This window comes from Kitasatospora sp. NPDC059088 (assembly GCF_042738155.1).
GTDB lineage: Bacteria > Actinomycetota > Actinomycetes > Streptomycetales > Streptomycetaceae > Kitasatospora.
In genome coordinates, this window is sequence record NZ_JBHYGR010000024.1 from 21,434 (window position 1) to 44,320 (window position 22,887).

Here is a 22,887-nt window from a genome sequence, read left to right on the forward strand (position 1 = left end):
CGCCTGGTTTCCGCCTCCGTTCACCACGCTCCGGCCTTGACACTCCATCGGGGGATGACGCCGAGTTCGCCGTGCCCGATACGGTGCCGGGCATGACGCAAGCAACGTGGGGTCTGTCGGTGGTGGATCTCGCCGACGGGGACCGGTGGGCGGTCGTGGTCGCGCAGGCCGCCGACGACGCCCAGTACGACGCGCTGGCCACCCGCCTCAAGCAGGCCGGGTTGAAGCGGACCAGGGAGCGCGAGTGGAACCGCGGGCTGCTCCCGCTCACCAGCTGCTCGGTCACGGTGGAGGACGGCTACCTCACCCAGCTCCATACTGGCCGCACGCGCATCCTCGCGTTCCCGCCGCCGGACGTCACGCCCAACTGGGAGCAGGCGGCCGCCCGGGGCCGGGTGATGTTCGCCTTGGTGAAGCCCAACACCCTGCCCAGCATCGGCGCCCAGCCCCAGGACGAGGTGCTGCACTCCGAGCACCGCGGCCTTGCCGCCGCGCAGATCGCGGCCGAGGCTGCCGATGGCCGCCTGCTGGCCGGACTGGCGAGCGTGCTCGACCAGCCCGCTCCCCACCCCGGCCGCCGCTGACCTCCGATCCGACCAGCGGCAGTCCATGTTCGCTGTCACGAACGTTCCGCTGGAGCTTGGGACGCGGAGGTGGCGGTTCTGGCCGGGTCGGCGGCCGACGGGCACGGTCCGGTGCCGCCCGGCGACGGCCAGCGCCGGTTGGTGAGTTCCAGCGCGGCGGTGCCCGACAGCTGGTGAGTTCCGGTGCGCCGGTCGCGGGGAGTGGGTTGCGGCGGTGCCCGACTTCAACCCAAGCCAGGGCGCGGCAGCCGTCCGGGCGCGTGCGATGTCGGATCCGCGAGGCCGGTCGCAGCGCGCCGAGCGGTCGCAGTCCGGGAGTCGCAATCGGCCGGGTGTGCGACGGCCGGATGCGATCGGGGTTGCAGTTCCCACGTCGCAGGAGGGGGCGGAAACGGCTGTTGCGGCCGTTCGGGACGTCCGGCTGCGATCCCCATAGCAATCACGGAGTGTGATGATCGCGGGCTTCGTCACCGGCCCGGTGCACGCTGTCGTCTCCGGGCCGCACGTCCCGCAGGGCTGCGACAAGCGGCATCCGGGAAGTTGCGGCAAGGCGGCACTTGAGGATCCCGGGCGAACGTTGCCGTCGTACGGGCAGCGGTCGGCGCAAGCTGCTCGCGGGCTCGTCGCCACCGTGCCGGGCCCTCCTTCGGGACGTGCGACCCGGAGGTGCGACTGGTCCGGGCGGTTGCTCAGCGTGGATGTCCGCCGACGGTCCGGCTGGTGAGTTTCGCCTCGGCGTCCGGCGGGGCTGGTGAGTTTGAGCTGTCCGCTGCGGGCCGCCTGGTGAGTTTGGCGGTGCCGGTGGTGAGTTCGGGGCCAACTGGCTGGTGAGTTTGGCCGTCGGGCCTGGTGAGTTTGCTCCGCGCCGCCCTAGGACGCTGGTGAGTTTGGTCCGGGCCGCTGGTGAGTTTGCTTCTCGAAACTCTCCACCGCAGGTCAGATGGCCTTTCGAAACTCACCAGAGGGCGTTGTGGATCCGTTACGGAAGACAGCTTCCGTGGACAGAAAACCGGTAAGAGCCGTGGGGTTCTCTGTGGTCGACAGCTTGAGTCGATCTTCGAGAGGGCCCCGATGTCCTTGTTCTCCTTCCGCCGGAACCCGCCTGACGACGAGGCGGATTCCGTGGTGGTCCCGGCCGAGGCGCTGCGTCGCCGTGGCCGGCTGACCCACGCGGCCCGCTACGCACTGTGGGCATCCATCGCTTGCGGCCCCGTCGCACTGCTCGCGGTCGTGCCGGTGGCTAAGGCCCTCGCTAAGCCGGCGGTCCTGGCTGCGCCCCCGGCGCCGACCGTGATCCCGGCGCCGACCGGGTATGCCGAATTGTTCGTCGATCTGTGGCTGCGAAGCAGTTCGCAGGCTGCGACCGGGGGCGACGTCCTGCACTCGATGGCCCCTGGGATCGATCTTCCGCAGCCGGCCGACAAGAGCACTCTTTCGGTACAGAGAGTAGTCGCGGTGCGGTCGCAGCCGATGGGCGGTCGCACCTGGCTGGTGACCGTCGCGGCCACGATGAGTGCTCCTGCAACGGCCGGTGCAGCCGGCGGGTCGCAGTCGTCGCAGAGCCCGGTCGCCCCGTCGCAGTCGTCGCAGCCGACCCCGGCGGCGACGTCCGGAGGTTCGCAGTCGAGCACCGCGCTGGTGGTGCGCTACTACGCGGTGCCGGTGTCGATGGTGCGCGGGCCGAGCAGCGGCGGAGCTCCTGACTCCCTGTCGGTGACCGCCGCCCCGGCCCAGGTGTCGGGTCCGCTGGCGCTGTCCGGCAGCGACGGGACGACCGGCCCGTACGGCACCCAGGTGCAGGCGGGTCCGCTGCAGCAGGCGGTGTCGGAGTACCTGACCGCCTATCTGACCGGGGTGGGCGAGTCCTCGCGCTACCTGTCGCCCGGGGTGAAGATCCCGCCGGCCGGAGCCGTCTACCAGAAGGTCGAGCTGGTCTCGCTGGCCGCCCGGACCCCGGTGCCCGCCGCGCCGGCCGACGGCGCGGTGCTCGACGTCCTGGCTCAGGTGCGCGCGACCGACGCCTCTGGGCAGTGGCCGCTGGCCTACCCGCTGCACCTCAGGGCCCGTGCCGGCCGGTGGGAGGTCGCCGCGCTCGCCCCGGCCGCCCCCTCCACTTCCCCTTCTTCCTCTCCCTCCCCCTCTTCTTCCCTTGCTCCGTCTTCCCCGGCCGCCCCGGCGCCGGCTTCCCCCTCCGAGGTGCGGTAATGGCTTCCACCCTGACGCTGGCCGACGCGGCCTCCGCCCACCCGGTCATGCTCGCCGGCGCGCTGAAGAACATCGGCGACAGCTGGAGCGTCACCGCACTGGACTGGGTCTCGAAGTTCCTCATGATCGCCCTGGTTCTGATCTGCTGCATCCAGGTCGTCAAGAAGATGTCGATCAAGGCCGGTATCGGCGCGGTCATCGGTTTGGTCCTGTGCTGGGCCGTGTTCTCGGGCCGGTACTCGCTGAGCAGCATCGTCGAGGACGAGTTCAAGGACCCCGGCACCACCCAGTCCAGCACTCAGGGCATGGGTGTGCGTGACCTGCCGCCGGTCTTCGAGGCCCGGCTGTGAGCGGCGCCGCGCAGCCCAAGATCGGGCGCAGTTATACGCGGGCGAGAAGGCACCCGTGGGTGCTGGGCAAGCTCGGCGACTGGCGGCTGCCTATGGGGCCGTACACGCCGCCGCAGCTGATCATCGCCAGCGTCGGCGCGTTCGTCCTGATCAAGACCGCGACCTGGTGGGCGCCGACCCTGGGCCCGCTCCCGGTCGTCGTCTGGGCGGTGGCGATCTGGGCTGCGCGGCATTCGAGGGTCGGCGGGCGCTCCCTGGGTCCCGCCGTTCTGGACGCCGTGGCGCTGGCACTCGCCCCGCGCCACGGGCGGATCGGCGGCCGGGCGGTGCGCCCGGTGCCCGCCGAGTGGCTGAGCGGCGGCTTCGGCATCGAGGAGGCGCTCGAGGACGAGCCCCCCGTCGCGGCCGCGCCTGCCCCCGCTCCGGTCGCCGCGCCGCAGCGGTCCGCGGCCGCGAAGCCGAAGGAAGCCCGGGCTGCCCGGCCCAAGGCGAGGCGGCCCCGTCCGCCGGCACCGGACAAAGCGCGAAGGCCGGCGCCGCGAGGCGGCCGCAAGGCCGAGCGGGAGGAGACGCCGCCGATGGGGCCGGCGCCCACCGCACTGGAACTTCTGCTCGCCCAGGCGGCGAGCCACAGCAGCACAACGCACGAGAGGTCAGGGGGGAAGTCACGATGAGGGTTCCGATCCGGCACATCCACGGCCACCTGGTGTGGTCTACGTCTGGCGCGGTGTGGGCGTTCTGGCGCTTGCAGCCGATCGGCTCTCGGTACGCGCCCGCACTGGAGCGGGAGGAGATTCTCGCCCGGGTGACCTCGCTTGTGCGGTCCCTGGAGGGCACCGCCCGCCTGTACTCGCTGTGTGCGTCGGTGGACCCGGGCGAGGTGGCCCTGCGGATGACCGACGGGGTGGACACCCACCGCTTTCCGGCCGCCGCCGAGACCGCGCACGCCACGCTGGAGATGCTCGACGGCGCGGAGATGCACCGGCGCACCCTGTGGCTGGCCCTGCCGCTTCGAGTCGGGGACCGCGGCGCGCAGCTGGCGGCGATGGCGAACTCCGCGTGGGCGCAGCTCGGGGAGTCCGTGGGTGAGCCAGCTCCGCCGGTGTCGCTGGAGGAGGTGCGCGCCTACCGGGCCGCGGCCGCACAGGTGGAGGCGAGCTTCGGCGGCGGGCTGACGATGCGTCGGGCCCGGCCGGCGGAGATCGTGTGGATCCACGAGCACTCGGTGCGGCGCGGGATGGGCGAGCCGCTGCTGATGGAGGCGGAGACCTCTGGGCTGCGCGGCGGCCGGATGCTCAACAACGTGCTGCGCTCCCCCTCGTACGCCGACCTGGGCCAGGTCCGGCTCCAGGAGGGCGGGCAGAGCACCAGCCCTGCGGTGGTGCGCGGTGTGCGCTCGCTGGTCCAGAAGGTGGTCGGCGCGGCGTTCAACCGGTTGTGGCTGGAGGTCGAGACCGAGGAGGGCTTCGGCTACCAGGCGCACCTGGCGCTGACCGAGATTCCCAAGCGCGTCGCCGCGAAGTCGGCGGATGTGCTCGCTCAGCTGGAACAGCTCGACTACCCGGTCGACGCGGTGATCGACCTCAACATCATCGACGGGGCCAAGGCCAGGCAGCAGATCGCCAAAAAAAAGCGGGAGCTCATCGACCAGGCGGAGCAGTGGTCCGCGCACCCGGACGGCACTCCGAACTCGCTTTTCGGGTCGGCTGATGAGCTTGGCGAGGAGGAGTCGCTGCTCGCTGCGACCAGCGTCGAGCGCGAGGTGCAGTCGGTGACCGTGCTGAGCGTGTGGGGAGCGGACCCGCGCGAGTGCGACCGGCGGGCCCGGGACATCAAGGCGCAGCTGGCCGGCGTGAACTACAAGGTGGTGCGGCCGCGCGGCAGCCAGGCTCGGCTGTTCGAGTTCGGGCTTCCCGGTGCGGGGCCGGCGACCCGGGTGCGGGAGTACACCCAGTTCCAGTTGACCGAGGACTGGGCGATGGGCGGGGCTCTGACCGGCGGTGACATCGGCGACGCGACGGGGCCAATGGTGGGCATCAGCCGCGACACCGGGACGTTCCGGGCCGTGCTGATCGATCTCGCGAACGCGGTGAAGCGGAACGTGTCCGCGTCGCTGGGGGTGATCGGGGATCTGGGCAGCGGCAAGAGCGTGTTGCTCAAGCTGCTGACGATCGGTCTGGTCGACCGGGGGCACCGGGCGATCGTGGTGGACCGCACCCCGCTGCGGGAGTGGGCACGCTTCGCCCGGGACGCGGCGCCGGGACGCTGCCAGGTCATCGACGCCGCCGAGGCGAAGCTGAGCCTGGACCCGTTCAGGGTGCTGCCCGCGGGGATGGGCGAGCACGCCGCGTTCTCCTACCTGACCCTGCAGCTGAACGTCGCCCCGATGACGGTGGCCGGTTCGGTGCTCAACCGGGCGGTCAAGGCCGCCGCGCGGGCGGAGCGCCCGGCCATGGCCAGGGTCATGGAGGAGCTGGAGGTCCTGGCCGCCGAGCCCGGCCCGCGCGGCCAGGAGGCGACCGGCGTCCTGGACATGCTGCGGATCGTCTCCGAGGCCGAGCTGGCGCGGTTGGTCTTCGACGAGTCGCTGCCCGCCCTGTCCCTGTCCGGGGACCTGGACGCGGACCTGGTCGTCATCACCACGGCCGGCTTGACCCTGCCTCCGAAGGAGGCGCTGGGCAACCCGGACATCCTGCGCGCTCAGCCGCTGGAGGCTCAGATCGGGCGCGCGGTCTTGTACCTGATCGCCGCCGTCGCCAGGCAGGTGGCGTTCACCGACCAGAAGCGGTTCGCGGCGCTGGTCATGGACGAGTGCTACTGGCTCACGTCCTCGCACGAGGGCCACGCCCTGGTGTCGGAGGTCGTCCACGACGGCCGCAAGCACCGCGCGGGCGTGCTGCTCGGCGGCCACGACGCCGACGACCTGGGGGACGAGACGGTCCGCGGTCTGCTGGCCTACCGCTTCCTCGCGCGGACCTCGGATCCGGTGCTGGCCAAGAAGGGCCTGGCGTTCCTCGGGCAGTCCACCGACGACGAGCAGGCGGTGCGGATCGTCACCTCGGGCCTGTCTCCGGTGGGCGTTGTCGGCCGCGAGGGAGAGATGCTCCTGCGCGATTCGTCCCGGCAGATCGGCCGCATCCAGGTCGTCATCACGCCGGTGGCCCGGATCCAGTCCGGCATCGGCACGACCCCGACCGACGAGCCCAGTCGGCGCCCGGCTGCCCGTCGCGCCCCGGCCGGCCCCGGCCGCCGCCCTGCTTCCGGCGGGCGAGGCCTCGGCGGCAAGCGGACCAGCCTGACCAAGACCAAGAACGAGGAGGTGGCGAAGTGACCGCGTCGGTGCGCCGCATACGGCGACGGGCGGCCCGTGTGCTCGCGGCGGTGCGGGCCTGGGCAAGCGACTACTGGCCCGGGCGGCGGACCGTCAAGTGGACGCTCGGCATGGTGGTGCTGTTCCTGATGGCCGGCGCCAGCCTGGCGCAGGCGGACGACGGCTCCGAGCGCGGCGGCATCCTCGCCCCGCTGAATGTCCTGTCCAGTGAGGGCGTTCCGCTGGACAACTATGACCTCAAGAGTGAGAACGGCGGCACCACCGACATCCGCTCCCACATCTGCAACCTTGGGATCGGGAGCGCCTTCGCTCTCAACCGCCTGATCGTCGGCCTGATGTGCATGGCGCTCAAGTGGATCTACGAGTTCCCTATCACCCACGCCCTCATCACGACCGCCGACCGTGTGGGCTGGTATTTCAGCCTCTGGGCCGACTTCGACCTGAAGCTGAGCATGCTCTTCGTCACCGGCGCCTTCGCGCTGGGCGTGTGGTGGATCATGCGAGGGAAGGTCGCAAAGGGCGCCGGCGAGATCCTGCTCACCGTGCTCATCGGCGGGCTGATGTTCCTGCCGACGCTGTCGACCCGCGCGATCCTCGGCGACGACGGCCCGCTCGCCCAGGTGTCGGCCGCCGCCACGGAGGCCGGCCAGATGACCTCCAGCGTCGGTGGGAACAACGAGGGCTGCACGAGCGCCGACGACCAGAAGGACCCGAGCTGCCCCATGCGGGTCATGCTCACCAAGACCCTCGTCGTCCAGCCTTACCAGTTGCTCCAGTACGGCATCATCCCCGACCCGCACAGCGACAACGCCAACATCCGGGCGCTCGCGGACGTCCACAACAGGTGGATCCACGGCCAGATCAAGGAGCGAAAGGACTGCGGCGGGATCAGCTGGCTTCCCGGCGGGGACGGCGACCTGTGCAAGCAGAGCGCCTGGGACAAGCTCAAGGAGGAGCTGAAGAAGCACGGCGACGAAGGCAACGCGGCGTACAACTTCGCAGTCAACTCCAACTGGGACCGCACCTTCGGCGCCATGCTGGTCCTCCTGACGTCGCTTCTGATCGCCGCCGTCATCCTGAGCATGTGCTTCGTGCACCTCGGCACGCAGTTCGCCGACGTCGGCGCGGCCACCATGACACCGGTCGCCATGATCTGGGCGCAGCTGCCAGGGCCGAACCGCGCCGCGGTGTGGAAGGTGCTGGGCACCTTCATGGCGTCGGCCGCGGTGTCCTTCGCCATCTCCGTCATGCTGCCGGCGTTCGGCATCGCGGTGAACGCGGTCATGACGGACCAGAAGAACACTGTCATGCTCCAGCGGATGCTGCTGATGGTCGCGCTGGCCGTCATCCTGCTCGTCTTCCACCGGCGTCTGCTCGCCGGCGCGAGCAAGATCGGTGACCGGTTCGCCGAGCGTATGAAGTACGCCCGGATCGGCGGATCCGCCGGGCTGGGCGAGGACAGCTCCCGGCTCGGGCTGGCCATGTCCCAGGCCATGGCCGGCATGGGATTCAGCCCCGGCGGGGGCGGCGGGGGCGGCGGCGCCATGGGTGGAGGTATCGGCGGGCTCGGAGCGCTCGGCGCGCAGTCGCCGGTGCACGCCGCGATGCTGCGCCGAGCCCGCATCAACTCCGGCCTGGCATCCATGGCCTCGCCGGACCTCGGTCCGATGAACGCGGCCGGCATGGTCGCCGGCGCCTTCGGCGAAGTGCGCCGCGGCATGCACCAGCTCGCGACCCCGCTGCGCATGGCGCACCACGCGGTCGTCGGCAATCCGCTGCCCGAGCACAAGCTGGCCAAGCGCCGCAAGCCGGTCAACGACGGGTCCGGCCGCATGGTGATCGACGGCCAGACCGGCGAGATCCTCCACGACCCGATGAAGCCGACTCCGTGGGGCCACCGGCTGCACAACAAGCTGCTGGAGACCCGCGCGGGCCGGCTCGCGATCCGGGCCGGACAGGTCGGCCGGCTCGGCTACGACATCTCGCCGCTGGGCTGGGGTGCCACGGTGGCACGGATGCGCCGCGGTGCGGGCACGGCCGCCGAAGCCGTCCACCAGCAGTACGACCACTACAGCGGTGAGTTCGCGCAGCACATGGCGGACCAGCGCGCCGGCTGGGAGGCCATGGACCGGCCCCTGAAGGCAGTCTCGGACGGGGCGGGGTGGGCGATGGAGCACGGCAAGACCGCAGCCACGAACGCGGCCTCCGCCGCGACGATCTACGCGACCACCCGGGTCCCCGCCGACCCGAGCGGCGTGCTGGGCACCACGGTTGCGGGCACGCCGAGGGCGAGCGAGGCCCGGGCGAGCGGGGACCTGTTCGCCGATCCGGGCGATGCGGGTGACTGGGGGATGCCCGCCAGCACGATGGGCCGCGAGGCCGGCGCCATGGGCGACATCTCAGCCGCGCTGGGCCCGGGGGCGTTCCCCGACGCACCGGTGGCCGACACCGAGCTGGCCGCCCCCGAGGTGCCCAGCGAGGTACCCGCCGGCCCGGCCGACCCGGGTGCGGTGGCGTCCAGCTGGCGCGACGCGGTGCCCTTCGCCGGGGAGCATGACCTCGCTGCCCAGGCGCTGCGTCAGCGAATGGAGCAGGCCCGGCACCTCGAGCCGATGCTGTGGGACGGCATGGTGGAGCCCGGGGACGGCGACGGCTTCGGTCCGGGGGATCTGCTGTGATCCCCAAGCGGCTGCGGCGGCTGGGATGCAGCGGGCTGTCGCTACTCCTGCTGTTCGCCGTCTCGGTGATCGGCGTGGTGACGATCTTCGAAGACCAGTCGTCGGCGCCGGCCCCCACGCCGGTGGGAGGCTCGGCGGGCATCCCTCAACGGATGATGGACGCCTACAACCGGGCAGTCACCGCGATGTCGACCCTCTCCCCCAACTGCCGAGGCCTGGACTGGGCGCTGCTGGCCGCGATCGCGCAGGTGGAGTCCACCCAGGCCCAGGGGCACCAGATCGCGGGGGACGGACTGATCACGCCGCCGATCATCGGGCCCATCCTCAACGGCAGCGGCGCGGGCGGCAACACGACACCGGTGCTCGATACGGACGGCGGGAAGTGGGACGGCAACACCGTCTATGACGCAGCCGTCGGCCCCATGCAGTTCCTCCCCTCGACGTTCACGGGCATGTCGGCGAAGGTGCGGCCCGAGGGCGGGGCGAACCCGAACAACATCGACGACGCCGCGATGGCCGCCGCCCTCTACCTGTGCGGCAACGGGCGGGACCTGAACGACCAGAGCCAGCTGTTCGCCGCGATCTACCAGTACAACGCGAGCACCGCGTACGTGAACGAGGTCCTGGACTGGCGCCGCCAGTTCTCCGCCCTCGGCAGCTCGGGTCCGAACGTGCCGGCGTCGCAGAAGGCCCAGAAGGTGATCGACGCCGCGAAGAGCCAGTTCGGTGTCCCCTACAGCTGGGGCGGCGGTGACGCGAACGGCAAGTCGACCGGGGTGTGCTGCTCCAAGGGAGGCCAGGACGGGCGCACGGTCGTCGGCTTCGACTGCTCGGGGCTGATGGTCTACGCGTTCGCGCAGGTCGGGATCAACCTGCCGCGGCTGGCGTCCGACCAGGCCGGGGCCGGCACACGCATCCCCGCCTCCGCCGGGCTGGCCGCTCTCCAGCCGGGCGACATGGTCTTCTTCGGGCCTTCGCCGACCAACGACCCCGCGATCTACCACGTCGGCCTATATATCGGCGGGGGCCAGATGATCGCCGCGCCCAAGCCCGGCTCCGTCGTCCGGCAAGAGGCCGTCTGGTCCTACGACTACGCGGGCGGCGCCCGCGTCCTCTCCTGAAGAAAGACTACTAATCATGTCCATGCCAGATCGCCGTGTGATGCTGCCCGCCCTCGGCTGCGCCCTCCTCATCGTCATCGCCTTGGCCCTGCTCGGGCCTCGCCCCGACCACCGGACGCGCACCGGCGGTGCGCAGCCGACCGCGACCACGGACGCAACGCCGCCGGCCGCGGAGCCGCCACCGTCGCTGGCGGCGCCGAGCCCGAATCCCTCCGCGAGCACGACATCCACCTCCGCTTCCCCGTCGGCTTCCGCCCCGGCGCCCACCGCCGCGCCGACAGCGAGTCAGGTCATGCCGTCCGGAGCGTTCGCCGCGGGCGACGGTCCGGCGGCCGACCCGGCGATCGAGGCGCAGTTCCAGGCCGATCACCCCAGCGACCTGTCCCCCCAGGACGCCACCCAGGTCCGCGAGCTCACCGTCCAGGTGTGGACGGCGGAGACCACCGGCCAGGGCCGCGACCGCTGGCCGGCGTACTTCCCCCCGACCCAGGTCCCCCTGCGGGCCTACACACAGGTCCGCGTCCAGGCCGTCTCCGCCCACACCTCCGGCGAGCGCCTGATCGTGCAACTGCTGTGGGCCGGAGCGGACCCCTCCGGCGCCTACCAGGACCGCCGGCCCGCCATTTTGTCCCTCGCCCGCACCGCCACCGGCTGGGAGCCCGTGCGATGACCAGCCCCACTCCCCTTCCCACCCACGCCCCGGCCGCTCCCGGCGCCGCCCACGACGACGGCGCCCTTCCCGCCGTGATCCACGCCGTGCACGAGGCCGTCCTCTGGCTGGGCGACGCCGCGGGCTGGACCGGTGCGCACCTGCCGCTGCTGCTGGCCGTCGCCGCGCCATTCACGATCGCCGCCGGGATCCTGCACTGGCACCTGACCAGAAAGGCGCTGGCCAGCCGGGCCCGCTACACCCTCACACCCTCCCCCGACTTCGAGCCCGGCGAGGAACACCTGTGGCGCTACGCCGCGGTGATCCTGCGCGCCGCGAACGCCGGGCCGTGGTGGGCGCCCAGGGCCGGCCGCTCCGCCCGCATCAGCTTCCGCGCGGACGGCTCGGTGCCGCTGCAGATGTCGGTGGAGGCCTCCTCGGCAGCCAAGCACCTGCTGCGCACCTCCCAGTACCCGGGCGTGACCATCACCAAGGCCGAGCCGGTCAAGGACAAGGAGCGCACCCACGTCGTGCGCGCCGAGTTCGTCCTGGCCGGGTCGGACACCAAGCAGCTGCGGAACGTGCCGATGATCCCCGACCCGCTGCAGGGGATCGTCGACGCGGTCGCCGACATCAGCACGGCGGCCGGCGACCTGGCCGAGCTGTGCCTGGACGTCCAGCGTCTGCCGCGTTGGCAACTGCTGATGAAGCGGTGGCAGGTGACGCAGGAGGCCCGCGAGCAGCAGCGGGTGCGGGCGAAGAAGGAGGCCCGGCAGGCCGCGGCGGACGCCGCCGAGCTGGAGGACTCCTGGCAGCACCAGCTGGCGCTCCTCCTGGAGCCCGGCGCCGCGCCGCGCCGCCTTCCCGCGCTGCCGCCCCGCACGAAGCCCCTGGAGACCGAGAAGGTCCTCGGCCGGCTCGCCTCCCGGGACCGCGCGCTCCTGCGCGTGCAGCTCATGGTGCGCTGCGCCTCCGACGAGGAGGGCCGCGCCGAGCAGCGGATGGCGCGCCTGGCGGCGGCCCTGGACGTCTTCGGCGGCGGGAACACGTGGGTCGAGGACGCCCGCTCGTTCATGAAGTGGCGCTGGACGGCCGGCAGCTGGCACCGGCGGCGCGGCTTCGACGAACGGTGGGCGAGCGCCCGGGTCGCACCGCGCAAGCAGTCGATCGTCCACGTCGGGGAGCTGCACGGCCTGCTCAAGCCGGTGACGATGCACTGCACCCTGCCCGTGATCGCCTCGGAGCTGGAAACCTACGAGCCCGGCAAGGACCTGGTCCCGCAGGGCATCCACCGCATGCCCGACGGCACCCGGCGCGACGTCGGCGTGCCGGTGAAGGACTACTTCTTCTCCCTGCGCGTCGGCAAGGCCCGGTACGGCAAGACCGAGATGGCCGAGGTGCAGGCCCTGGCGCTGGCGATGGCCGGCTACGGGGTCGGCTTCATCGACCCCCACGGCGACTCCTGGGGGCACGTGGCTCCCTACCTGGCGCACGAATCGCTGCGCGACCGGGTCTGGCGCGTCGACCTGACGGGACGCTCCAACCTGGTGCCGACGTGGAACCCGCTGGGGATGGAGCGCGGGCAGCAGCCGCACGAGGTCGTCACCGCCGTGGTCGACGGCCTGGCGGTGGCGATGAACTGGGACAACGCGAATGCGCCGCGCGGTCTGACGATCCTGATGAAGGCGGCGGAAGCGCTGGTGGCCTTCAACCGCTATGCGGTGCGCCAGCAGGTGCCCGAGGCGCAGGCGACCGTGTTCCAGATCCCTGCGCTGCTGGAGAACGAGGCCTTCCGCACGCGGGTGCTGGCGTGCCTTCCGGGCGGTCAGCGGCAGTGGTGGCTCACGACGTTCAAGACCATCGACCCCTCGGCGTTCGCGGTCATCATCAACCCGCTCACCCGCCTGGCCTCGGATCCGGTGGCGCTGGCCTTCCTCGGGTCGCCGACCAGCGGGTATGACGCGCGCGCCGCGATGGACGAGTCGAAGCTGCTGTGGATCTGCCCGGCCGGCGCCGGGCCGACCGCGGCGCTGCTCACCTCGCTGCTCGTCAACGACCTGTTCCGCGCGGCCCGCTCGCGCGAGGATCTTCCGCTGCACGAGCGCGCCCTGTTCCACCTGTTCGTCGACGAGCTGATCTCCTTCGACAAGGCCACCGGCGGCATCCTGGCGGCCTTCACCGAGCAGCTCGGCAAGTTCGGGCTGCGCGCGCACATGATGACGCAGCTCCTGGAGCGGGTCAGCCAGAACACCCGGCAGTCGATCCTCCAGAACGCCTCGGCTCTGAGCAGCACCGCGGGATCGACGAGCGCGGTGCGGTTGGTGGCCGCGGAGTGGCACGACAAGGTGGACCCGTCGAGGATCGCCACCCTTCCGAAGTACTCCTATTACGCGAGCATGACCGTGGACGGGCGCACCGTCGGCCCGATCCTCCTGCAGGGCATGCAGGTCGACGTCGTGTTCAAGGACCTCCGCACGCCCGAGGAGATCGACACGCTGTACGCGGCCGCCAGCCGCGCGGTGGGCAGCGGGCACCGGGACCGCCTCGGTCGCGAGACCGGCTACCGGCAGGGGATCGTCGCCTACTTCGCCCGGCACGGCAAGATGCCGACCGGCGAGGAGCTGAAGCGAATCATCGCGGCCGCGGAGGCGATGACGGCGCCTTCGGCGGGTGCGGCCAAGCCGCCTGTGAAGCCGGCCCCGGCCGCCGAGGGCGCAACCAGCACCGGCCCGGTGGAGTTGACCAAGCAGCCGACTGTCGTCCCGGACGCGTCTGCCACTGACAGTGCTGCGTCGGATCCTGGGGAGTGGGGCGAGGCTCCACCCGAGGACGACGACCCGTTCGAGGTGCCGGCCCATGACGGCGGCGGAGCGCAGTCCGGGGACGAGGGCGGGTCGGTGACGCCGGTCGCTCCGTAGCAGGACGGGGTGGCCGGGCTCAGGCTCGGCCACCCTCCACGAACCCGGCGCTGACCGGCGCCGGCCCAGGACGAGGAGGAACAGAAATGCTGGCACTGAACCAAGCTGGGCGCAGCGTGGAGGTCGTGGCGGGGATCTGGTGGTCCCCGTCGGAATGTACGGCCCGCTGCGCGCTGTGCGGGCACGCCGCCGGGGAACTGGTGGACGCGCCGTCGGCCGCCGGGTGGGGCGACGGCCATCAGGACATCTGCATTCCGGTGGGCCGGTGTCAGGGCGGCGGGGAGCGAACGGATTCGCCCTGAGGCACTGTCGCAGTTCGCAATCTGATGATCAGTCAGCTTATTCCATTGCGATTACGTTGGCGATCTGTCGACAATCTTGCGGCCCACTCGGATATGGCCCACTGGCCAGATTGTCGGATGCTCATCAGAATTGTCAGCCGATTACCGATTCCAACTGTGTCCGTTTTGAGGCTTTGCTTGTATTTTGTCTTCGACTATGCCAGTGACATAGCCGACCATGACCAAAACTGGCTGTGCTACTGGCGGAAAGTTTCGTAGTGTGACTCTTCGGTAGCTGTGGTGCGGGAGTGATGACTACCTCTCGGGTCGCATATACCTACAAACCGGACATGGCACTGATCGAGGGGGGCCGTCATGCTGGGTAACCCCGGGTGATCACGCCTTGTTAGGCACCAAGAGCATGCGCCGCACGCAATAGCGCGGAGCGGCGGCAACAATCCCGGCCGAGCACCCTCTCAATCGCCCCGACTTTGCGGGCGAGGGGGGGATGTGTACGACCGGGTTAACGAGGCCAGCAGATCAGCGGTTTGAGGATGAGGCATGAGTAGCACGGGGATTTTCACCCGCAAGCCGAAGCCGGCGGCGGGCGGCACGACGCAGCCAGCGCCCGCCGGCGGCCCCAGGATCCCGACCCAGCCCCGCGAGCGGCGCCCGGGCCTCGCCGCGCTTGCCGTGGTGATCGTGCTCGGCTCCGCGCTGGGCACGGCCGTCCTGGTGCGCCAGGCCGGCGAGCGCGTCGCGGCGGTCGAGGTCACCCAGCAGATCGCCCCGGGCCAGAAGATCAGCGCCGGCGCGCTGACCCAGGTTCAGGTGGCCAAGGACAGCGGCGTCAAGTTCGTCCCGTGGGAGCAGCGCGACCTGTTGATCAGCAAGTACACCGCGGCGGTGGAGATCCCGCCCGGCACCCTGCTGACCGGTCGGATGCTCACCGACGCCGCCGGGCTGGCCGCGGACCAGGCCGTTGTCGGGCTTTCGCTGAAGGCCGGCCAGTTCCCGCCCGGACTCAAGGCCGGCGACCGCGTGCGGGTGATGTGGGTCGGCCGTGACGCCGCCGCCAAGGGCACCTCCCCGGCCGGTACCGCCACCGGCGCGCCGAACGCGCAGGGAAACAACGGCGCTGTCGAGCTCGCGCCTTCGGCCATCGTGCGCGAGGTCTTCAAGCCCGGCAACGGCGATGCGAGTTCGGCGCTCTCCCTGTCCGTGGTGGTCCCGGCCACGGCCTCCGGCGGGGTGACGCAGGCCGCGTCCTCCGGCGACGTGGCCCTCGTCCTGCTGCCCGGCACCGCCCAGTAGCGGTCCTACGGAGATCCCGACATGTCACTGATCATCGTCGCGTCCGCCAAGGGTTCCCCTGGCGCGAGCACCACCGCTCTGGCCATGGCGTCGCAGTGGCCCCGCCAGTCCCTGCTGGCCGAACTCGACCCGCTCGGCTCCGACCTGCTCTACCGGCAGGTCGACGAGAGCGGCATGGACCTGAACCCCAACAAAGGGATGTTCTCCCTGGCGCTGCCGGCCCGCGGGGTCCTGACACCCGACGTGGTGCGCGAGCACACCCAGCGTCTTCCGGGCGGCCTCGAGGTCCTGGTTGGCCTGACCAAGCCCGAGCAGGGCGCCGGGTGGAGCGAGCACTGGGACAAGCTGGGCCGCTGCCTGGCCGCACCCGGCACCACCGACATCATCGCGGACATCGGCCGCTACCACCCCGGTGCGCCCACGGCCGCGCTGCTGCGCCACGCCTCACTCGTCCTGCTGGTCTCCCGGGCCGCGCCCGAGGACCTCGCGCACGTCCGCTCCCGCGCGGCCAACGTGATCGCCCAGACGTCCTCCGGCGGCCGGGGCGGCGCACCGGTCGGCGTCCTGGTCGTCGCCCCGTTGCGACAGCAGGCAAAGGCGTCCGACATGGCCGCCACCGTGCTCGCCCAGGGCGGCGTGCCCGCGCAGGTCGCCGGCGTCGTCGCCCATGACGCCGACGCCGCGGAGCGGCTGACGCGCCTTCGCAGCGCGGGACGCATCCACAAGACGCAGCTGATGTCGTCGGTGCGCCACATCGTGAGCAACCTCGGCGGCCGCTTCGGTCTCGGCCAGAACAGCGCCTCCGCTGTCCCGGCGCCGGCCACGAGCATGGAAGGAGCGGCACGATGACCACCGCCGTGACTCTGCCCGTTCCCGTCGACCAGGCGCTGGTCAAGCGGCTGCGCGAGGCCACCGGGCAGCTCCTGCAAGAGCGCCGGCGCCGCCAGGAGGCCGACGGCCGGCGCCTGACCGAGGGCGATCTGCGGGCGATCGCCATGGACATCCTCGCCAGCCAGCTGCAGGGCCTGTCCAGCGAGCGGATGAACCAGGGCTCCAATCCGCTGAGCCTTGAGGACGAGGAGAGCCTGACCGCCGCGGTCCTCGCCGCGCTGTTCGGCGTGGGCCGGCTCCAGCCGCTGCTCGACGACCCCGACGTCGAGAACGTCGACATCAACGGCTTCGACACCGTGTTCGTCAGCTACGCCGACGGACACCAGGAGCAGGTCGGGCCGATCGCCGAGTCCGACGACGACCTGATTCAGCAGATCCAGGTGCTGGCGGCGACCTCGGGCCTGAACAGCCGTCCCTTCGACGACTCCAACCCCCAGCTGGACATCCAGCTGCGGGGAGGGCACCGCATGTCCGCGGTGATGTCGTTCAGTCACCCCCGGGTCGTGGTGTCGATCCGGCGCAAGCGCCTGAAAGAGGCACACCTCTCGACCCTGCGTGAGAGCGGGACCATCACCCCCGAGCTGGAGGTGTTCCTGCGCGCTGCGGTCCGGGCCCGGATGAACATCATGATCGCCGGCGAGGTGAACGCCGGGAAGACGACCCTGCTGCAGGCCCTTGCCAACGCCATCCCGCCGCAGGAGCGCCTGATCACCATCGAGCGTGCCCTGGAACTCAACCTGCACGACTTCAAGCACCTGCACCCGAACGTGGTCGCGCTGGAGGAGCGGCTCCCCAACTCGGAGGGCCACGGACGGGTCAGCATGGCCGAGTTGGTCCGCCGGTCGCTGCGCATGAACGCCAACAGGGTCATCGTCGGCGAGGTCTTGGGCGATGAGGTCGTCGCGATGTTGAACGCCATGTCCCAGGGCAACGACGGCAGTTTGAGCACCATCCACGCCAACTCCAGCCTCAACGTCTTCCGCAAGATCTCCACCTACGCCATCCAGGCCGCCGAACGGCTGCCGGTCGAGGCCTCGCAGATGCTCATCTCCGACGCCATCGAGCTGGTCATCTTCGTCTCCCGCGACACCGACCCGGTCACCGGCCGCCAGCGCCGTCGGGTGGTGTCGGTGCGTGAGGTCAGCGGGTACGCCGACGGCCGGGTGCTGTCCTCCGAGGTGTACAGCCTCAAGGCCAACGACGTGGTCGAGTGGGACTCGGCGCTCACCGACCGCACCCGCGAACGCCTGGAGCGGCACGGCTTCTCCGCCGACGCGTACCCCGCTGCGGGGCGCTGGTCATGAACGGCGGCGACTACCTCACTCCCTCCCTGATGCTCGCGCTGCTGGCCGGCTGCGGCATCGGCGGTGGCATCGCCCTGTTCGTCGCCGCGCTCGTCGGCTGGGCTCGCCCTGCCGGCACCAAGGTGAGCGCCAGCAAGCAGATCGCCGCGTTTCTGCGCCGACGCGCGGGCGCTGCCATACTCGTCGGCCTGGTCGTCCTGGTCGCCCTGCGCTGGCCGGTGGCCGCAGTCGGCGCGGCCCTGCTCGTGCTCTTCTGGCCGGCCCTCTTCGGAGGCGCCCGCTCCGAGCGCGTGGCCCTGGCCCGGGTCGAGGCGCTGGCCACCTGGACGGAGGCGCTGCGCGACACGATCGCCGGTGCTGCCGGCCTCGAGCAGGCCATCGGCGCATCCGCCCGCACCGCGGGCGACACCCTGCGCCCCCACCTGCTTACCCTGGACGACCGGATCCGCTCGCGCATGCCGCTGAGCGAAGCCCTGGACCGGCTCGCCGACGACCTCGACGACGGCGGCGCCGACCTGGTGATCGCTGCTCTCAAGCAGTCGGCCGGTCTGCGCGGCGAGGGCCTGCGCGACGTCCTCACCGACCTCGCCGGCTCGGCCCGCGCCCAGGTCGGCATGCGGCGCCGCGTCTTCGCCAGCCGGGCCGGCACACGCCGCAGTGTCCAGATCGTCGTAGGCGTGATCGTCTCGGTCGTCGTCGGCATGAGGGTCTTCAACCCCTCCTACACCGAGCCCTACGGCACGCCGCAGGGACAGGCCGTCCTGGCCCTTGTGCTCATGCTGTTCGCGGTCGGCCTGGTGTGGCTGCAACGGCTGTCCCGGGTCCCCGCCCCGAAGCGGTTCCTGGTCAAGCAGACGGGAGCGGCCTCATGAACCTGACCTGGACCCTACTGGCCGGCGCGGGCATGGGTTTCGGCCTGTTCCTCCTGGTACGGGCGCTCTTCCCCAGCAGGCCCAGCGCCGCGTCAATCGTGCTGCGGATAGACGCCCAGGCCCGCCTGGGCCTCGGCTCGGCCCTCCCGGAGCCCGAACCGGCCAGCGACCGGGCGGCGAAGGCCGCGCGCCTGCGCGAGCTCATCGGCCTCCGGGCCGCGGACCTGTGCGCCCGCCAGGGCTGGGAGCTGCCGGCGCTACGCGCCGACCTCAGCATCCTGGAGCGGTCGTTCGAGAGCTTCCTGGCCACCAAGATCATGGTCGGGCTGTTCGGCTTGCTCTTCGGGCCGGTGGTCTTCGCGCTGCTGTGGATCGTGGGCTTCACGGCCAACCCGCTGATGCCGTTGTGGCTGGCCCTCGTCTTCGGGCTGCTGTTCTTCTTCCTGCCCGACATCGAGGTCCGCGGTGACGCCAAGGAACGGCGCGCCGAGTTCCTGCACACCCTGTCCTCCTTCACCTCCCTGGTCGCGAACAACCTGGCTGGCGGCCGCGGTCTCCCCGAGGCCTTGAAGACCGCCACCGAGATCACGGACACCCCGCCGATGCTGCGCCTTCGGCAAGCACTGGCGGGGGCCCGGCTGGCCGGGCGCACGCACTGGCAGGCGCTCGAGCACCTCGGCAAGGAAATCGCCGTGCCGGAACTCCAGGACCTGGCCACCCGGATCGCGCTGGCCGCCGACGACGGCGCCCGGATCCGCCAGTCGCTTATGGCCACGGCCAAGACACTCGCCGAACGCGAGCTGGCCGAGACCGAGGGCAAGGCCGGTGCGCAGTCGCAGACGATGCTCGTCGCGCAGATCGTGCTGTGCCTCGGATTCCTGGTGTTCCTGATCTACCCCGCGCTGATGCGGGTGATGGCCCTGTGACCCTCTTTCTCCAACCCCACGGCCCGCCCCGGCGGCGCCGCCCCAGCCGGCCTTCCGGCCCAGAACCGATCCACCGCCCCGGCCTTAGGCCGGGTGCCCATCACGAGGGGACTGCACCATGAACGCCATCCTTGACCGTGCCACCGGCTGGCACCCCGACCTCACGCTCGCCACCACCTGGCTGCGCGGACGCGTGGAGGAATCCAAGGAGGAGGGCGGCGACGACGCCGGCTTCTCCACTGTCGAAATGGTGATCGGCATCGCCATCATCGTCGCGATCCTCGTGGCGGCCGCCGTCATCATCAGCCAGGCCATCACTACCAAGGCCACCTCGGTCGGCAAGTGCATCGAGGGCGCCACCAGCACCAACAACGGCGGTTGCAGCTAACGCTGCCGGTCAGGACGGACGGGGAAGAGGAGGGGGACCAGGTGAAGCGCCTTCGCCGCCTGCTGGAGCAGCGGCGCGCCCAAGGGCCGGATGACGGCATGAGCTCGATCGAGTTCGTCGTCACCACCCCGATCCTGATCGGCCTCCTCTTCCTCGCCGTCCAGTTCGCGCTCGGCCTGTTCGCGCACGAGGTCGCCCTCGCGGCCGCGCAGGCCGGCGCGCGCGAGGCCCGCGCCACCGCCGACGCCAACCCGTCCGGCTGGCAGCAGAAGGCCCAGGACGTGGCCGCCGCACGAATCTCCAGTCTCGGACCGTCGCTGACGGACAACCCCGTCATCAAGACCGAGGACATCGGCCAGCACCAGGTTCGGGTGACGGTGCAGGTCGATGTCGTCCCCGTCATCCCGTTCCTGCACATGACGCTGACCTCCGTCAGCCAGGGCCCCGTCGAAAGGTTCGTGCCCGATGCCGGCTGACCTTCTGCGTCGCTTGCTCGCCCGGGCCCGCAGCGACGAGGGCGCCTCCACCGTCGACATGGTCCTCGCCGCGCCGCTTCTGCTCCTGTTCGGTCTGCTCGTGGTGGGGCTGGGCCTGATCGTCCAGAGCCGCAGCAGCCTGGACGGCGCAGCCCGCGACGCCGCCCGCGCCGGGGCGCTCCAGCGCGACTACAACAGCGCCGTCTCCCAGGCCACCCAGGCCGCCAAGGCGGACGCCGCCGGGGTGTGCGAGGGCGGCGCCGTACGGGTGGACCCCTCCGGGGACTGGCGGCCAGGCGGGCTGTTCACCGTCACGGTCAGCTGCGAGGTACCCGGGCTGCGCGCTCTCGGCCTCAACATGACCACCCACGTGAGCGCCACCTCCACCGCCCCGCTCGACACCTACAGGCGGACCTCCTGATGACCACCACCCCCGCCGTCCGGCCCGGCCCGGGCCCCTGGCTGCTCCGGCGTCTGCGCGCCGCGCGCCGCCGCGGTGATGAAGGGTCAGGCGCGCTCTATCTCATCTTCGGTGCCATGCTCTGCCTGCTTCTGGCCGGCTTCGTCGTGGACGGAGGCCTGGCCATCCACCAGCGGGAGAGAGCGGCCGACATCGCCGAGCAGGCCGCCCGCTACGCGGCCAACCAGGTCGACCCCGCCGCGCTGCGCGCCAACGGCACCGTCAGTGTGCCGGCCAACCCGGCGTGCACCGGCTACGCGAACGACTTCGCTTCCCGCTCGGGCGCCACCGCCAGCTGCACCTCGGCGGGCGGAAACACCGTCACCGTCCAGGTCCAGCTGACCTACGAACCGATACTGCTTCGCCTGCTCGGACAAGCGTCGATTACCGTGCGTGCAAGCGCGACAGCGCAGGCCGTGCAGGAACAATGAGCCACCGGGACGGGAGATACCCCATGCGATCCACCACCACCCACCACCACGCCCGCCGCCTCACCGTGCTGGGCTGCGCCGCCCTCGCCATGGCCACCGCCGCCGGGTGCTCCAGCTCGAAGAGCGACCCGAGCGGTGACATCAGCGGCGCCCAGACGACCGTCCCGACCGTCGCCGCGAGCAGCACGGCACCCAGCAGCACGCCGACTGCGCCGGCCGGTGCGCCCGTGGTCACGCTGCCGGCCGACCTGAAGGTCACGGTGCAGTTCCCGGCCACCGGCGACGCGACCCAGGATGCCGTCGCGCAGGGGCTTACCTACGCGCTTCGGGCCTACAACGGCGCCTTCGCGAAGGGCGATCCGCAGGACGCGGCGTTCGTGTACGCCTACGACGGCATGGCCCGGCCCTACATGGCCGACATCATCGGCCAGCTGGCCAAGCGCAACCAGACGATCACTGGCGAGACCCGGTACTACGCCCCGGTGATCACGGTCAAGGACACCACCCACGCGGCCGCCACCTATTGCGAGGACGAGTCGAAGGGCTACCCCAAGGACAAGACGAGCGGGCAGGTGCAGCAGAGCACGCCGTCCGTGCGCGACTACACCGAGTGGAACCTCGGCCTGGAGTTGAGCACGCAGGGCGTGTGGCGCGTCACCCAGGCCCTCGGCGAGAAGGGATCCACGCGGTGCCAGAACACCTGATCCGGCGGCGCCTTGCGGCCGTCGCCGTGCTGCTCGCGATGGGGGCCGCTGCCGCGGTCCCCACGCCGGCATTCGCCGACTTCGGTGGCGACCCGGGCGGCGGCACGCCCACTCCGTGGTCGATCGAGTCGCACGTCACGCTGACGATGCACGACAACGGGGCGGGCGCTGACGCCAAGCACCTTGTCTCCTCTGGTGCGTGGGATCCGCCGGCGTGCTGGTACGAACCGGAGTACTCGCCCGATCAGTTCGACGCTGCCTTCCAGGCCCTCCTGCATAGCCTCTCGGGCGCCTCCGGCGGCGCGGACGCCCAGAAGCAGTACGACGCCTTGAAGCAGGACCACGACTTCCACCGCGGTGAGAACGGCGCGTGGTGGGTCATGGTGAAGTCCAAGAAGTCCTGGGACCTGCCGAATACGACGCCGTGCACGCAGAGCCCCGGCGTCCAATGGGTCCCCGCTGGGAACCCGCCGGCCGGGATGCTCGCGGTCACCCCGCAGATGCTCTCCAAGATCGCCTATGGGGCCACCAAGCTGCCCTCCCCCACCGTGAAGCTCTCCCCGGACGCCGGCCGGCAGACCGTCAACCTGCCGACCTTCATCTCGTTCGACCAGCCTCTCCAGCCGGTCTCCGTCACCGCCTCCCTCGACTACGCCGGGTTCAGCATCGCCGCGTCCACCCTCGCGGTGCCGGTCGCCCTGAACGTCGACGCCGGGACCGACGACGCGTCACCGCGCTCGTGCACCTACGACTTCACCCAGTCCGGCGGCGGCTACCAGGTCGACTCATCCTCCAGCAGCTGCAACATCACCTACACCCGTTCCTCCCGCGGCGGCACGTACCCGCTGACCGGCCGAGTGACCTGGCGCGTGACCTGGACCCCGTCGAAGGACCCCCACGCCGCACCGGCGAACCCGCTGCCGAACGGCCTGACCGACAGCACCCCGCAGAATGTCGTGGTCAAGGAGATCCAGACCACGGTCACCGGCTGACCGAACCCGGGG

Annotated in this window: 20 protein-coding genes; all 20 read left to right on the plus strand. The window is 71.2% G+C overall.

Annotated features, from left to right (window positions below; translation table 11 throughout):
* Window positions 1-92 precede the first annotated feature (92 nt).
* The 20 genes from ACFWXO_RS13590 (at window position 93) to ACFWXO_RS13685 (ending at window position 22,875) form a co-directional block, all read left to right on the plus strand.
* A complete protein-coding gene (locus ACFWXO_RS13590) occupies window positions 93-584 on the plus strand; it encodes a hypothetical protein (RefSeq protein ID WP_380523900.1) in 492 nt (163 codons plus the stop codon).
* 1,071 nt (window positions 585-1,655) lie between these two features.
* Entirely contained in the window at window positions 1,656-2,789 is a 1,134-nt protein-coding gene (locus tag ACFWXO_RS13595) for a conjugal transfer protein (RefSeq protein ID WP_380523902.1), read from the plus strand.
* Complete coding sequence (locus tag ACFWXO_RS13600; protein WP_363576315.1) at window positions 2,789-3,139, plus strand: hypothetical protein; 351 nt, start codon at window positions 2,789-2,791, stop codon at window positions 3,137-3,139. Before ACFWXO_RS13595 ends, ACFWXO_RS13600 begins: the two co-directional genes overlap by 1 nt.
* Window positions 3,140-3,198: 59 nt before the next feature.
* Window positions 3,199-3,813 (plus strand): hypothetical protein, encoded by a 615-nt coding sequence (locus tag ACFWXO_RS13605; protein WP_380523904.1) that lies wholly within the window; start codon window positions 3,199-3,201, stop codon window positions 3,811-3,813.
* Complete coding sequence (locus tag ACFWXO_RS13610; RefSeq protein WP_380523905.1) at window positions 3,810-6,470, plus strand: ATP-binding protein; 2,661 nt, start codon at window positions 3,810-3,812, stop codon at window positions 6,468-6,470. The genes ACFWXO_RS13605 and ACFWXO_RS13610 overlap by 4 nt, the downstream gene beginning before the upstream one ends.
* Window positions 6,467-9,148 (plus strand): hypothetical protein, encoded by a 2,682-nt coding sequence (locus ACFWXO_RS13615; RefSeq protein WP_380523907.1) that lies wholly within the window; start codon window positions 6,467-6,469, stop codon window positions 9,146-9,148. The genes ACFWXO_RS13610 and ACFWXO_RS13615 overlap by 4 nt, the downstream gene beginning before the upstream one ends.
* Window positions 9,145-10,269 (plus strand): NlpC/P60 family protein, encoded by a 1,125-nt coding sequence (locus ACFWXO_RS13620; RefSeq protein ID WP_380523908.1) that lies wholly within the window; start codon window positions 9,145-9,147, stop codon window positions 10,267-10,269. Before ACFWXO_RS13615 ends, ACFWXO_RS13620 begins: the two co-directional genes overlap by 4 nt.
* A gap of 292 nt (window positions 10,270-10,561) precedes the next feature.
* Window positions 10,562-10,939 (plus strand): hypothetical protein, encoded by a 378-nt coding sequence (locus ACFWXO_RS13625; RefSeq protein WP_380523910.1) that lies wholly within the window; start codon window positions 10,562-10,564, stop codon window positions 10,937-10,939.
* The gene (locus ACFWXO_RS13630; protein ID WP_380523912.1) at window positions 10,936-13,836 is read left to right on the plus strand and encodes an ATP/GTP-binding protein; all 2,901 of its coding nucleotides are present in this window, start codon (window positions 10,936-10,938) and stop codon (window positions 13,834-13,836) included. The genes ACFWXO_RS13625 and ACFWXO_RS13630 overlap by 4 nt, the downstream gene beginning before the upstream one ends.
* An 842-nt stretch (window positions 13,837-14,678) precedes the next feature.
* Entirely contained in the window at window positions 14,679-15,431 is a 753-nt protein-coding gene (locus tag ACFWXO_RS13635; RefSeq protein WP_380523914.1) for a hypothetical protein, read from the plus strand.
* Window positions 15,432-15,452: 21 nt separating this feature from the next.
* Entirely contained in the window at window positions 15,453-16,280 is an 828-nt protein-coding gene (locus tag ACFWXO_RS13640) for a hypothetical protein (RefSeq protein WP_380523916.1), read from the plus strand.
* Window positions 16,277-17,626: a CpaF family protein gene (locus ACFWXO_RS13645; protein WP_380523918.1), complete on the plus strand. Its 1,350-nt coding sequence runs from the start codon at window positions 16,277-16,279 to the stop codon at window positions 17,624-17,626. The genes ACFWXO_RS13640 and ACFWXO_RS13645 overlap by 4 nt, the downstream gene beginning before the upstream one ends.
* Entirely contained in the window at window positions 17,623-18,498 is an 876-nt protein-coding gene (locus ACFWXO_RS13650; RefSeq protein ID WP_380523920.1) for a type II secretion system F family protein, read from the plus strand. Before ACFWXO_RS13645 ends, ACFWXO_RS13650 begins: the two co-directional genes overlap by 4 nt.
* On the plus strand, window positions 18,495-19,424 hold the full coding sequence (locus tag ACFWXO_RS13655) for a type II secretion system F family protein (protein WP_380523921.1): 930 nt from the start codon (window positions 18,495-18,497) through the stop codon (window positions 19,422-19,424). The genes ACFWXO_RS13650 and ACFWXO_RS13655 overlap by 4 nt, the downstream gene beginning before the upstream one ends.
* A gap of 118 nt (window positions 19,425-19,542) precedes the next feature.
* Window positions 19,543-19,812, plus strand: coding sequence for a hypothetical protein (locus ACFWXO_RS13660; RefSeq protein ID WP_380523924.1), 270 nt, complete (start codon window positions 19,543-19,545; stop codon window positions 19,810-19,812).
* Between the two features lie 41 nt (window positions 19,813-19,853).
* Complete coding sequence (locus ACFWXO_RS13665; protein WP_380523926.1) at window positions 19,854-20,288, plus strand: TadE family protein; 435 nt, start codon at window positions 19,854-19,856, stop codon at window positions 20,286-20,288.
* The gene (locus ACFWXO_RS13670; protein ID WP_380523928.1) at window positions 20,278-20,709 is read left to right on the plus strand and encodes a TadE/TadG family type IV pilus assembly protein; all 432 of its coding nucleotides are present in this window, start codon (window positions 20,278-20,280) and stop codon (window positions 20,707-20,709) included. Before ACFWXO_RS13665 ends, ACFWXO_RS13670 begins: the two co-directional genes overlap by 11 nt.
* Window positions 20,709-21,179 (plus strand): pilus assembly protein TadG-related protein, encoded by a 471-nt coding sequence (locus ACFWXO_RS13675; RefSeq protein ID WP_380523930.1) that lies wholly within the window; start codon window positions 20,709-20,711, stop codon window positions 21,177-21,179. The genes ACFWXO_RS13670 and ACFWXO_RS13675 overlap by 1 nt, the downstream gene beginning before the upstream one ends.
* Window positions 21,180-21,202: 23 nt before the next feature.
* Entirely contained in the window at window positions 21,203-21,883 is a 681-nt protein-coding gene (locus ACFWXO_RS13680; protein WP_380523933.1) for a hypothetical protein, read from the plus strand.
* Entirely contained in the window at window positions 21,868-22,875 is a 1,008-nt protein-coding gene (locus ACFWXO_RS13685) for a hypothetical protein (protein ID WP_380523935.1), read from the plus strand. The genes ACFWXO_RS13680 and ACFWXO_RS13685 overlap by 16 nt, the downstream gene beginning before the upstream one ends.
* Window positions 22,876-22,887: the final 12 nt, after the last annotated feature.

Excerpts from the sequence above, each read along its gene's own strand:
- ACFWXO_RS13590 (WP_380523900.1), top strand. The coding sequence starts at position 93 with ATGACGCAAGCAACGTGGGGTCTGTCGGTGGTGGATCTCGCCGACGGG.
- ACFWXO_RS13595 (WP_380523902.1), top strand. The coding sequence starts at position 1,656 with ATGTCCTTGTTCTCCTTCCGCCGGAACCCGCCTGACGACGAGGCGGAT.
- ACFWXO_RS13600 (WP_363576315.1), top strand. The coding sequence starts at position 2,789 with ATGGCTTCCACCCTGACGCTGGCCGACGCGGCCTCCGCCCACCCGGTC.
- ACFWXO_RS13610 (WP_380523905.1), top strand. The coding sequence starts at position 3,810 with ATGAGGGTTCCGATCCGGCACATCCACGGCCACCTGGTGTGGTCTACG.
- ACFWXO_RS13625 (WP_380523910.1), top strand. The coding sequence starts at position 10,562 with ATGCCGTCCGGAGCGTTCGCCGCGGGCGACGGTCCGGCGGCCGACCCG.
- ACFWXO_RS13630 (WP_380523912.1), top strand. The coding sequence starts at position 10,936 with ATGACCAGCCCCACTCCCCTTCCCACCCACGCCCCGGCCGCTCCCGGC.
- ACFWXO_RS13635 (WP_380523914.1), top strand. The coding sequence starts at position 14,679 with ATGAGTAGCACGGGGATTTTCACCCGCAAGCCGAAGCCGGCGGCGGGC.
- ACFWXO_RS13640 (WP_380523916.1), top strand. The coding sequence starts at position 15,453 with ATGTCACTGATCATCGTCGCGTCCGCCAAGGGTTCCCCTGGCGCGAGC.
- ACFWXO_RS13645 (WP_380523918.1), top strand. The coding sequence starts at position 16,277 with ATGACCACCGCCGTGACTCTGCCCGTTCCCGTCGACCAGGCGCTGGTC.
- ACFWXO_RS13650 (WP_380523920.1), top strand. The coding sequence starts at position 17,623 with ATGAACGGCGGCGACTACCTCACTCCCTCCCTGATGCTCGCGCTGCTG.
- ACFWXO_RS13655 (WP_380523921.1), top strand. The coding sequence starts at position 18,495 with ATGAACCTGACCTGGACCCTACTGGCCGGCGCGGGCATGGGTTTCGGC.
- ACFWXO_RS13660 (WP_380523924.1), top strand. The coding sequence starts at position 19,543 with ATGAACGCCATCCTTGACCGTGCCACCGGCTGGCACCCCGACCTCACG.
- ACFWXO_RS13670 (WP_380523928.1), top strand. The coding sequence starts at position 20,278 with ATGCCGGCTGACCTTCTGCGTCGCTTGCTCGCCCGGGCCCGCAGCGAC.
- ACFWXO_RS13675 (WP_380523930.1), top strand. The coding sequence starts at position 20,709 with ATGACCACCACCCCCGCCGTCCGGCCCGGCCCGGGCCCCTGGCTGCTC.
- ACFWXO_RS13680 (WP_380523933.1), top strand. The coding sequence starts at position 21,203 with ATGCGATCCACCACCACCCACCACCACGCCCGCCGCCTCACCGTGCTG.